This is a genomic window from Bacillus sp. 205(2023) (assembly GCF_037027485.1).
GTDB lineage: Bacteria > Bacillota > Bacilli > Bacillales > Bacillaceae > Bacillus > Bacillus halotolerans.
This window is the reverse complement of record NZ_JAXCHF010000001.1, coordinates 794,754-806,569: the sequence shown is the minus strand read 5'-3', so window position 1 is coordinate 806,569 and position 11,816 is coordinate 794,754. Positions and strand designations below refer to the sequence as shown.

General features: G+C 46.9%; 12 protein-coding genes. 10 read left to right on the top strand and 2 right to left on the bottom strand.

What is annotated here, in order from left to right:
* Window positions 1-126 precede the first annotated feature (126 nt).
* Window positions 127-930: a sporulation transcription factor Spo0A gene (spo0A, locus tag WA325_RS03885; RefSeq protein ID WP_010334880.1), complete on the top strand. Its 804-nt coding sequence runs from the start codon at window positions 127-129 to the stop codon at window positions 928-930.
* A gap of 580 nt (window positions 931-1,510) precedes the next feature.
* Here the strand turns inward: spo0A and WA325_RS03880 are convergent.
* Both WA325_RS03880 and WA325_RS03875 read right to left on the bottom strand, forming a co-directional pair.
* The gene (locus WA325_RS03880) at window positions 1,511-2,629 is read right to left on the bottom strand and encodes an NADH-dependent flavin oxidoreductase (RefSeq protein ID WP_202853069.1); all 1,119 of its coding nucleotides are present in this window, start codon (window positions 2,627-2,629) and stop codon (window positions 1,511-1,513) included.
* 72 nt (window positions 2,630-2,701) lie between these two features.
* A complete protein-coding gene (locus WA325_RS03875) occupies window positions 2,702-2,836 on the bottom strand; it encodes a hypothetical protein (protein WP_024122000.1) in 135 nt (44 codons plus the stop codon).
* A 328-nt stretch (window positions 2,837-3,164) separates the two neighbouring features.
* Between WA325_RS03875 and WA325_RS03870 the strand changes: the two genes are divergently transcribed.
* The 9 genes from WA325_RS03870 (at window position 3,165) to prpB (ending at window position 11,807) form a co-directional block, all read left to right on the top strand.
* Window positions 3,165-3,455 carry a hypothetical protein gene (locus WA325_RS03870; RefSeq protein WP_105991997.1) on the top strand — a complete coding sequence of 97 codons (291 nt, stop codon included), beginning with the start codon at window positions 3,165-3,167 and terminating at the stop codon, window positions 3,453-3,455.
* Window positions 3,456-3,477: 22 nt separating this feature from the next.
* Complete coding sequence (locus WA325_RS03865) at window positions 3,478-4,098, top strand: N-acetylmuramoyl-L-alanine amidase family protein (RefSeq protein ID WP_336183217.1); 621 nt, start codon at window positions 3,478-3,480, stop codon at window positions 4,096-4,098.
* Window positions 4,099-4,187: 89 nt separating this feature from the next.
* Complete coding sequence (locus WA325_RS03860) at window positions 4,188-4,931, top strand: glycerophosphodiester phosphodiesterase (protein ID WP_227597723.1); 744 nt, start codon at window positions 4,188-4,190, stop codon at window positions 4,929-4,931.
* A gap of 123 nt (window positions 4,932-5,054) precedes the next feature.
* Window positions 5,055-6,236, top strand: coding sequence for an acetyl-CoA C-acetyltransferase (locus WA325_RS03855; protein ID WP_336183216.1), 1,182 nt, complete (start codon window positions 5,055-5,057; stop codon window positions 6,234-6,236).
* A 25-nt stretch (window positions 6,237-6,261) separates the two neighbouring features.
* Window positions 6,262-7,128, top strand: coding sequence for a 3-hydroxybutyryl-CoA dehydrogenase (locus WA325_RS03850; RefSeq protein WP_336183215.1), 867 nt, complete (start codon window positions 6,262-6,264; stop codon window positions 7,126-7,128).
* 28 nt (window positions 7,129-7,156) lie between these two features.
* On the top strand, window positions 7,157-8,296 hold the full coding sequence (locus tag WA325_RS03845; RefSeq protein WP_105955604.1) for an acyl-CoA dehydrogenase: 1,140 nt from the start codon (window positions 7,157-7,159) through the stop codon (window positions 8,294-8,296).
* A gap of 31 nt (window positions 8,297-8,327) precedes the next feature.
* Window positions 8,328-9,452 carry a citrate synthase gene (mmgD, locus tag WA325_RS03840; protein WP_336183214.1) on the top strand — a complete coding sequence of 375 codons (1,125 nt, stop codon included), beginning with the start codon at window positions 8,328-8,330 and terminating at the stop codon, window positions 9,450-9,452.
* Window positions 9,453-9,466: 14 nt separating this feature from the next.
* Window positions 9,467-10,885: a bifunctional 2-methylcitrate dehydratase/aconitate hydratase gene (locus WA325_RS03835; RefSeq protein ID WP_336183213.1), complete on the top strand. Its 1,419-nt coding sequence runs from the start codon at window positions 9,467-9,469 to the stop codon at window positions 10,883-10,885.
* A 16-nt stretch (window positions 10,886-10,901) separates the two neighbouring features.
* Window positions 10,902-11,807, top strand: a complete 906-nt coding sequence (gene prpB, locus WA325_RS03830; RefSeq protein WP_336183212.1) for a methylisocitrate lyase — start codon at window positions 10,902-10,904, stop codon at window positions 11,805-11,807.
* The last annotated feature ends 9 nt before the right edge of the window (window positions 11,808-11,816 follow it).

Here is an 11,816-nt window from a genome sequence, read left to right as displayed (position 1 = left end):
GAATAACGAAGATATGCCACTATTATTGTTAGTTATGATTTTTTTTAGAGGGTATATAGCGGTTTTGTCGAATGTAAACATGTAGCAAGGTGGAATCCTGTTAACTACATTGGGGGAGGAAGAAACGTGGAGAAAATTAAAGTTTGTGTTGCTGACGATAATCGAGAGCTGGTAAGCCTGTTGAGTGAATATATAGAAGGACAGGAAGACATGGAAGTCATCGGAGTTGCTTATAACGGACAGGAATGCCTGTCGCTATTTAAAGAAAAAGATCCTGATGTGCTCGTCTTGGATATTATTATGCCTCATTTGGACGGACTTGCTGTTTTAGAGCGACTGAGAGAATCCGATCTGAAAAAACAGCCAAACGTCATCATGCTGACAGCCTTCGGGCAGGAAGATGTCACGAAAAAGGCCGTCGATTTAGGAGCGTCCTACTTTATTCTCAAACCGTTTGATATGGAAAACCTTGTCGGCCATATTCGCCAGGTCAGCGGAAATGCCAGCAGTGTGACGCATCGCGCGCCGTCATCACAAAGCAGCATTATACGCAGCAGCCAGCCTGAACCAAAAAGGAAAAATCTCGACGCGAGCATCACAAGCATTATCCATGAAATCGGCGTCCCTGCACATATTAAAGGCTATCTCTATCTGCGTGAAGCGATCTCAATGGTGTACAACGACATCGAACTGCTCGGCAGTATTACAAAAGTCCTCTATCCGGACATCGCCAAAAAATTCAACACAACCGCTAGCCGTGTAGAAAGAGCGATCCGCCACGCGATTGAAGTGGCATGGAGCAGAGGGAATATTGATTCCATTTCCTCATTGTTCGGCTATACAGTCAGCATGACGAAGGCAAAACCTACAAATTCAGAGTTCATTGCGATGGTTGCAGATAAGCTGAGATTAGAGCATAAGGCTTCTTAAGCATGATCAGCAAAAGCACTTAAATCAAACGTCTTTTATTTATTGGTTTCCGCTGATAAATAGGAGGCGTTTTGTTTTTGGATAAATCTGTTATAATGAATGCGGTAGATGGGTGAATATTTGTTTATACGCTTGGAGTGATCGAAAATGTGTGAAAAGTACGGGCTGCTGATGGCTATATTTATCCTTTCGCTTTGTGTCAATTCAAACATCATCGTGGAGTCACACAAAATAGGCATGCTGATTGACTTCATTTCATTTGCTGCAATGGTCATATGTATATTCGTTGGTTGGACCATGAGAAACAGAAAGTCAAAAACGGATTGAAACCCTTTACGCTGTATGTTCGTAGTGAAAAGAGCAATATGAGGTATAAAGGAGACATATCATGAAAAGGAGAAAAAAGAAAAACAGAAAACGTGACGGACTGCTGTTCGATTTTCTAACCGAAGGAATTGGTCAGCTTCTCATTTTGCCATTTAAATATGTGCACAAACTATTCGATTGACGAAAAGGACCCTTTCCTAAGGGTCTTTTTTTATAAAAAAGACTGCCGAAACATTCCGGCAGTCACATCAAATTAATCTTTATAAGGAACCCATCCAGGTGTATTCACAATCGCTTGCCATAGCGGCTCAGGCAAGTGATATTTTTCTTTGTCTGTCCCTTTTATCACAGTTTCAATTTGTTTTTCGCGTCCTTCTTTTACTTTTACAGCCCAATCAGGATCAACTAAAATTTCACGCCCCATCGCCACCAGCGGAATGCCGTTTTCAATCACAGCAAGCGCGTCATCAGCGGAATGGATGGAACCAACAGCAATCAGAGGCACCTTGTGTCCGACACGTTCATTCAATAAGTCCATGCGCGTACGTGTCGGGTCTGCCCCGCGGCGCGCTTTGGAGTTGACGTCCATCAATGAAATATGGAGGTAATCCAGTTCTTTTTCTGCTAAGGCATCAACAAGCGTGAAGGTTTCTGTCATTGTCAGTCCCGGTGTATCTGGCTCTTCCGGAGACAGGCGGTAGCCGACTAAAAATGCACCCTTCGCGTGATCGGCAATTGCTTGTTTCACCTCATCCACAATAGCAAGCGGGAAGGCTAATCGTTTCTCATCGCTTCCTCCCCAGCGGTCTGTGCGCTGATTTGTTTTTGGAGAATAAAACTGCTGAATCAAGTAGCCGTTTGCACCGTGAATTTCGACACCGTCAAATCCGGCTTCAATGGCGCGTCTTGTCGCTTCTCCAAAAGCCTTCACAATGTTTTCAACCTCTGCTTCTGTCAAGGCGCGGGCCATTTGTTTGCCGTTATCAGACACGTCACTTGGCGCGACAACATCCTGATTCGGAACGAGCTCAGCAGGGCATTCAATTCCGCCGTGATGAATTTGCACAATCGCTTTTGACCCTTGTGCTTGAATGGCTTGGGCTAGTCTTTTTAGCCCGGCAATATGTGAGTCGTCATGGATGGCTGGCTGTCCGGAAAACGCTTTTCCATCAGGCGTGACGTTTGCGCATGCTGTAATCACCATTCCCATTTCTTTTGAACGGGGGATGATATAGTCCAGCTCCGCTTCAGAAATCGTACCGTCCTCATTGGAAGAATAATGGGTCATTGGGGCAACCGCGATCCGATTGTCAATCGTAACGCCGCTTCGGAATGTAAATGATTCAAAGAGCGGTTTGTACTTTGGATTCATAAGATCATCTTCTTTCGTTTGGATTCGCACATATTCTAGCCTATATGTAAAATTTGATGCAATCAATCTGCTTCACCGGCTGAATATCTTGAGTGCCGAATGTGGTTTTCTTCGCTCTTTTTCGGGGCTTTTGTAGCCGCCTTTGATTTGATGGCCAATGGAGCAAGTGATGACCGCCGCGGCTAGCAGCAGAACGAATTTTTTCATGAGCTGTAACTTCTTTCTGTAAAGTAAATATTCTTTAAAAGCTTACGCCTGCCCAACCCTTCCGTCAAACCATCTGCTCACCGTATTCATCAATTTTTTTTAAAATGAATAAAAAGTTGCTTCTTTCAGCTAATTTTTTCTAAAATGCTGCTCTTTTAGAGACATCCTCATAGACAGATCCGCTTGCTTTCTTTCTAACAATAGGAAATCAGCAGGTCAGATAGCCCTTTTGAAAATCATGGAAACGTTGTGCCGGCTTTTGTGCAAGCTTTACAAATCCGTCATTCTGGTCAAAGATAAAAGCCAAACATCAGGAAGAGGTGATCATGTGAAACAAGCTGGTCTATTTCTGTTTACTGTACTGCTGCTTTCCGGATGCAGTATTGCAAGCGCGGATGAATCAGCCCCGAGGTTTACAGAAGAGGGCAAATATATTGGCTCGGCCGATCCTCATACAATCGCTGTTTCCCTTAACGGAAAAGAAACCATGATACAAGTTCCAAGAGACAAGCGCGATGATTGTGAGGATCTGCCAGATCACACAAATGTCCAGGTGAAATATATAAAAAAAGAGAACGGAACCTTACAGCTGGAAGATATTCAGCAAAAGAATTCGTAATGACAGACCGGAGGGAGAAACGTTGAGAATGTTATGGAGGAGTTTAGCGATATGCGGATTGGCTTTTATGCTCGCACCCTGTGCGCAAGCGGCAGAGCCGGTAGCAGGGAAGACGGTATATATTGATGCCGGCCATGGCGCCAAAGACAGCGGGGCAGTCGGAAACGGGCTCTTGGAGAAAAATATTAATTTGGCTGTCTCCCGTCATGTTGTGGACAAGCTGAAAGCGGAAGGAGCGAACCCTGTCGCTACAAGGACAGATGATCATTTTCTGACCTTGGAGGAAAGAGTGGCAAAAGCAAGTGCAAACCATGCCGATCTTTTTGTCAGCATTCATGTGAATTCGGGCGTTTCCTCCGCTTCAGGCACGGAAACGTACTTTCAGTCTGATTATGAAGCGGAAAACAGTCAGCGGCTGGCATCAGATATTCAGTCAGAGCTAGTATCATCCTTACAAACAAGAGACAGGGGTGTGAAAGAATCAGATTTTTATGTCATTACATATTCACAAATGCCGAGCGTGCTGGCTGAGCTTGGATTTATTACAAACAGCTCTGATGCGGACAAGCTTGGGAGTGAAGTATATCAGGAAAAAGCTGCAGACGCGATTGTCGCGGGGATCGATTCTTATTACGCGCAATAGTCTGAGTACAAGAAACCTTAATTCTAGAGTGACAAGGCCAAAATCAGTATAATGGAGAAAACGGGCAACTTTAGGCTTGAGGTGAAACAATGACAAAGATTTTTGCCCATCGGGGGGCATCAGGTCATTATCCCGAAAATACAATGATTGCATTTGAAAAAGGGATTGAAGACGGAGCAGACGGAATAGAGCTTGATGTTCAGCTGACAAAAGACGGACGTATTGCCGTTATTCATGATGAAAGGCTCGACCGGACGACATCCTTAAAAGGTTTCGTAAAGGACACGGTGTACGATGTCTTGAAAACCGCGGATGCGGCTGCCGGTCATCATCAAACAGTCGGCGATGTAAGAGTGCCGCTGCTTGAAGACGTGCTCTCGTGGGCTGAAAAAAAGGATTTTCTGATTAACATTGAATTGAAAAACAGCGTGATCCGCTATGAAGGAATGGAAGAAAAAGTGCTTGAGGCAGTAAAGCGATTTAAAATAGAAGAAAGAACGATTCTGTCCGCATTTAATCATGAAAGCTTAGCGTTATGCGGCCGGCTGGCACCCCATATTGAGCGGGCGGTGCTGACCTCAGATGTGCTTTATCAGGCTGATCAATATGTAAAATCCATTCCGGCAGCCGGCTACCACCCAAAGCTGCATAGCCCGGCGGTAACGGATGAAGTGCTGCAGCAAATGCGGAACAGTTCGATTAAGGTAAGGCCTTTTACAGTCAATCGGCCAGACGATATGGAGCATTTGATGAAAATGAGAGCAGACGGCCTTTTCACAGATTTTCCTGAGCGGGCTGCTGCCATCGCTAAGAAATTGAATAGAAGAAATTAGTTTTCAAGAAGGCTGCCGGAGCAGCCTTCTTTTTTCATTCATTCATACCTGTTTCAAAGCATACATTCATAGAAGACATCAAGAAATGTAAGCGCTGTCTATCTTCTGATTTGAGGTGGAACTATGAGGAAAACAGTTATTGTAAGTGCTGCGAGAACCCCGTTTGGCAAATTTGGCGGGGCATTAAAAGAAGTAAAAGCTGCTGAACTCGGGGGCGCTGCTATGAAAGAGGCGTTAAAGCGTGCCGGAGTCTCTGGAGATCAGGCGGAAGGCGCGGTCATGGGTATGGTTGTCCAAGCCGGTGCGGGCCAGATACCTTCCCGGCAAGCTGCCCGTTTAGCCGGACTGCCTTGGAGCGTGCCATCGGAAACGCTGAATAAAGTTTGCGCCTCCGGCCTTCGCGCTGTCACTCTATGTGACCAAATGATTCGGGCGCATGATGCGGACATTCTTGTTGCCGGAGGCATGGAGAGCATGAGCAATATTCCCTATGCTGTTCCCGCTGGCCGCTGGGGCGCGCGGATGGGTAACGGTGAGCTAAGGGATTTAATGGTTTATGACGGATTAATATGCGCCTTTGATGAAGTGCACATGGCTGTTCACGGAAATACGGCGGCCAAGGAATATGGAATTTTACGTAAAGAGCAGGATGAATGGGCCCTTCGAAGCCACAAGCGGTCGGCCGAGGCGGCCGATGAAGGAAAGTTTGATGAAGAAATTGTTCCTGTCAGCTGGCTTGGCCGGAAAGGAAAAACAAACATTGTTGACAAAGATGAAGCGATTCGCCGCGATACCACTCTCGATCAGCTTGCGAAACTATCTCCGATATACTCGAGTGACGGATCCATTACAGCCGGCAATGCGCCGGGAGTCAACGACGGAGCGGGAGCATTTGTATTAATGTCTGAGGAAAAAGCCGCTGAACTTGGAAAGCGTCCTCTTGCAACCATTCTTGGTTTTTCAACAGCCGGAATGCAAGCGCATGAGCTTGCGGCTGCTCCGGGATACGCAATAAACAAGCTGCTGAAAAAGACCGGCTTTACATTACAGGATATTGATCTTTTTGAAATCAATGAAGCATTTGCTTCTGTTGTATTAACATGTGAAAAAATCGTCGGGTTTGATCTTGAAAAAGTAAACGTAAATGGCGGAGCGATTGCGCTGGGCCACCCGATCGGCGCTAGCGGTGCGAGAATTTTGATGACACTTGTGTACGAATTAAAGCGCCGGGGAGGCGGACTGGGTATTGCTGCTATTTGCAGCGGGGCGGCTCAGGGAGACGCTGTCTTGGTTCAAGTTCATTAAAACATTGACGGAGAAGGGGATTTGAATGGAAATCAAACATATCATGGTAGCCGGCGCCGGACAGATGGGAAGCGGAATTGCCCAAACAGCGGCTGAAGCCGGCTTTTATGTGCGGCTGTATGATTTGAATCCGGAGGCAGCGGATACTGGGTTTCAGCACATAAAAAAGCATTTGAACCGCGCTGCTGAAAAAGGAAGAAAGACGGAAGCTGAAGTGAAGGCTGTTATCAGCCGTATTTCGCTTTCCCCCGCGCTGGAGGAGGCGCAGCATGCGGATGTTGTGATTGAAGCAATTGCAGAAAACATGACGGCAAAAACTAAATTGTTCAAAAACCTTGATCATATTTGCCCGGCTCATACGCTTTTGGCCAGCAATACATCTTCCTTGCCTATAACAGAAATTGCAGCTGTCACAAATCGTCCAGAACATGTCATTGGCATGCATTTTATGAACCCCGTCCCTGTTATGAAACTGGTTGAGGTTATTCGCGGCCTGGCGACATCAGATGAAACGGCATCAACCATTACGGCATTAGCAGAAAAAATGGGGAAAACACCGGTGGAAGTCAATGATTTTCCCGGATTTGTCTCCAACCGTGTGCTTCTGCCAATGATTAATGAAGCCATCTATTGTCTTTATGAGGGGGTAGCTGAGCCAGACGCAATAGACCAGGTCATGAAGCTTGGCATGAATCACCCGATGGGTCCGCTTAAATTAGCTGATTTTATCGGGCTGGACACATGTTTGTCGATTATGGAAGTCCTTCACTCCGGGCTTGGAGACTCCAAGTACCGTCCTTGCCCGCTGCTTCGTAAGTACGTCAAAGCAGGGTGGCTCGGCAAAAAGAGCGGACGCGGCTTTTATCATTACGGCGAGGAGAAGAATACCTGAAGTCAATTCCAATCCGGGGGTGGCCGAGTTGCATTTAACCCAAGAGCAAGTCATGATGCGAAAGATGGTGCGTGATTTTGCCCGAAAAGAAATTGCTCCTGCTGCGGAGGTCATGGAGAAAACAGATGAATTTCCATTTCAGCTAATGAAGAAAATGGGTGAACACGGCTTGATGGGAATACCAGTGCCGGAACAGTATGGCGGCGCTGGAGCGGACGTTGTTTCTTATATTTTGGCCATTCATGAGATTTCTAAAATCAGCGCGGCGGTCGGTGTCATTCTTTCGGTTCATTCCTCAGTGGGCACAAATCCGATTTTGTACTTCGGAAACGAAGAGCAAAAAGTGAAATATATACCGAAACTCGCCTCAGGCAACTACTTGGGTGCATTTGCGCTGACTGAGCCTTACTCTGGATCGGATGCCGGGAGCCTTCGCACCACAGCAATCAAAAAGAACGGCAAATATATTTTAAACGGATCGAAAATTTTCATAACAAACGGCGGTGCCGCTGACGTCTATATTACGTTTGCTTTAACAGCCCCAGGCCAAAACAGGAACGGGATTTCGGCTTTTATCGTTGAAAAGAACACACCGGGTTTTACAGTCGGTAAAAAAGAAAGAAAGCTGGGGCTTCACGGGTCCAATACAACAGAGCTGATATTTGAAAATGCGGAAGTGACGGAAGAGAATTTGCTGGGCAAAGAGGGCGATGGATTTAAAATCGCGATGGCGAATCTTAATGTGGGGCGCATCGGCATTGCAGCACAAGCGCTGGGAATCGCAGAGGCTGCCCTAGAATATGCGGTTGCTTACGCGAAACAGCGTGTCCAATTCAACAGGCCTATCGCAGCCAATCAAGGCATATCGTTTAAGCTCGCCGATATGGCGACAAGAGCAGAGGCGGCAAGGCACCTTGTCTATCATGCGGCAGATCTCCATAACCGCGGCATGGCCTGCGGAAAGGAAGCGTCCATGGCTAAACAATTTGCTTCCGATTCAGCGGTGAAGGCTGCCCTTGAGGCAGTCCAGATTTATGGAGGATATGGTTATATGAAGGATTATCCGGTCGAACGGCTGCTTAGGGATGCAAAGGTAACACAAATTTATGAAGGTACAAATGAAATTCAAAGACTCATTATTTCCAAGCACCTGCTTGGCGCAATCTGACAGATCATAACGCAAAGCGGAGGTTGAGAATATGGATGGTAAACAGCATTTTTCTCCAGGTCTGGACGGGGTCGTCGCGGCAGAAACGGATATTTCTTATCTTGACACACAGTACAGCCAGATATTGATTCGAGGCTATGATTTAATTGATCTTTCAAAAACCAAAAGCTATCTAGAACTGGTACATCTATTGCTGGAGGCGAGGCTGCCGGATGAAATTGAAACGGAAACGGTCAAAAGGAAGGTCAACAGCGCTTCAAACCTGCCGGCTGACATTGTCCGTCTTCTTGAGCTGCTGCCTGAACATACTCATCCGATGGATTGTCTGCGAACCGGGGTATCGGCTCTTGCCGGCTACGACCGCCAAATTGACGATCGGTCGCCTTCTGCAAACAAGGAACGCGCCTATCAGCTTTTAGGGAAAATGCCTGCGCTCACAGCAAGCAGCTATAGAAAGATAAATAAAGGAAAACCGATTCTCCCGCTTCAGCACCTATCCTACAGCGCGAATTTCTTATACATGATGACAGGGAAAATACCGTCCGCATTGGAAGAGCGGATCTTTGACCGTTCACTCATTCTGTACAGTGAGCATGAGATGCCGAATTCAACCTTTACGGCCAGGGTGATTGCTTCAACACAATCGGATCTTTATGGCGCATTGACAGGAGCTGTAGCTTCTTTGAAGGGGAATCTTCATGGAGGCGCAAACGAAGCGGTCATGTATATGCTTTTGGAGGCAAAAACAAAGGCTGATTTTGAACAAATCCTGTTATCAAAACTGAGAAAAAAAGAAAAAATCATGGGCTTCGGCCACCGGGTGTACATGAAAAAAATGGACCCGAGAGCGCTTATGATGAAAGAAGCGCTTCAGCAGTTATCCAATCAAGCCGGAGATCACCGTTTATACGAAATGTGTGAAGCAGGGGAGCAACTGATGGAGCGGGAAAAAGGGCTTTATCCGAATTTGGATTATTACGCCGCCCCGGTGTATTGGATGCTTGGTATACCAATTCCGTTGTATACACCTGTCTTTTTCAGTGCGAGAACGGCAGGCTTATGCGCACATGTGATCGAACAGCATACCAATAACCGCTTGTTCCGCCCACGTGTCCGCTATACCGGCCCGCGATATGAGAACAAATCCAAATCATGAAAGGAATGGGTCGAATGCTGAAAACGGATCATGTCATTGAAGAAATAACAGACTATGTGCTTGAGAAAGAGATTACGAGTTCAGAAGCGTTTACAACGGCAGGTCACGTTTTGCTGGATACACTCGGCTGCGGGATTTTAGCGCTCCGCTATCCCGAATGCACCAAGCTGCTCGGCCCGATTGTCCCCGGAACCAGTGTGCCAAACGGAAGCAGAGTGCCGGGAACGTCATATGTTCTTGATCCTGTACGGGCAGCATTTAACATAGGGTGTATGATCCGCTGGCTTGATTACAACGATACGTGGCTTGCGGCGGAGTGGGGGCATCCGTCAGATAACTTGGGCGGCATTCTTGCGGCGGCTGATTATGTATCAAGAGTGAGGCTGTCTGAAGGAAAAGAGCCATTAACGGTTCGCGACGTCCTTGAAGCGATGATCAAGGCTCACGAAATTCAAGGTGTGCTGGCTTTAGAAAACAGCTTAAACCGTGTCGGGCTTGATCATGTATTGTTTGTCAAGGTGGCAACGACGGCTGTAGCCGCAAAGCTGCTGGGCGGCGGAAGGGAAGAAATCAATCATGCGCTTTCGAATGCTTGGATTGACAATGCCGCCTTGCGGACATACCGGCATGCGCCTAATACAGGCTCGCGCAAATCGTGGGCCGCAGGAGATGCGACCAGCAGGGGCGTTCATCTCGCACTGATGGCATTAAAAGGGGAAATGGGTTACCCGACAGCTTTGACCGCTCCGGGCTGGGGCTTTCAAGACGTATTATTCAACATGAAAGAGATCAAGCTCGCCCGCCCGCTTGACGCTTATGTCATGGAAAATGTGTTGTTCAAAGTCTCTTATCCTGCGGAATTCCACGCCCAGACAGCGGCAGAGTGTGCCGTCATTCTTCATCCGCATGTCAAAGACCGTATCGATGAAATTGACCGTGTTGTTATCAAAACGCATGAATCAGCTATTCGCATCATTGATAAAAAAGGCCCGCTGCATAATCCCGCGGATCGCGATCATTGTCTGCAATACATCACAGCGATTGGTTTAATATTCGGTGATATCACTGCACAGCATTATGAGGCTGATACGGCAAGTGATCCAAGAATAGATAAACTTCGAGAAAAAATGGAAGTGACTGAAAACAAAGCATATACGGAAGATTATCTCAAACCAGATAAACGCTCCATTTCAAATGCCGTTCAGATTCATTTTAAAGACGGAACGAGTACAGAGATGGTTGAATGTGAATTTCCGCTGGGCCATCGTTTTCGAAGAGGCGAGGCTGTGCCAAAATTGTTAGAAAAGTTTTCTGCGAATCTCAAAACCCATTTTTCTGAGAAGCAGCAAAAACATATTTACAAGCGCTGCACCAGCTCTGAAACATTACAAACCATGCGCGTAAACGATTTTGTCGATATGTTCTGTATGTGAAAGGAGGACTCATATCATGTCTTGGATCGTCAATGAGCAATCGTCACAAGAAGAGCTTGCTGAACGCTTCCGCAAGCTGATGTGTGCGCCGGAAATATTGCAAATTCCCGGCGCTCATGACGGGATGGCCGCCTTGCTTGCGAAGGAGGCCGGTTTTTCTGCCTTATACTTATCGGGTGCGGCTTATACGGCCAGCAGGGGGCTGCCTGATCTCGGAATTGTTACGTCGGCAGAAATGGCCGAACGGGCAAAAGATCTTGTCCGCGCAGCAGACCTGCCTTTGCTTGTTGATATTGATACGGGTTTTGGCGGGGTATTAAACGCTGCCCGCACCGCCCGCGAGATGCTGGAAGCAAGGGTGGCAGCTGTGCAAATAGAGGACCAGCAGCTTCCGAAAAAATGCGGGCATTTGAATGGCAAACAGCTTGTCCCGGCTCAGGAATTGGCGCAAAAAATAAAAGTCATTAAACAAGCGGCACCATCACTTGTGATTGTTGCCCGTACAGATGCAAGAGCGCAGGAAGGACTTGAATCTGCAATAAAACGCGCTTCGGCATACATTGAGGCGGGAGCGGACGCAATTTTCCCGGAAGCGCTTCAAACGGAAAACGAATTTCGCCAGTTTGCTAAACAGATCCCTGTCCCGCTTCTTGCCAATATGACTGAGTTTGGGAAAACGCCGTATTATCATGCAGATGAATTTGCTGCTATGGGGTTTCAGATGGTGATCTATCCGGTCACCTCGCTCAGAGCTGCGGCAAAGGCTTATGAACGGATGTTTAGCTTGATAAGGGAGCGCGGATCGCAAAAAGAAGGGCTTGATGATATGCAGACGCGTAAGGAGCTGTATGAAACGATTTCTTATTATGATTATGAAGCGCTGGACAAAACGATTGCCAAGACCGTCTTGCCTGATAAATAATGCGAACAA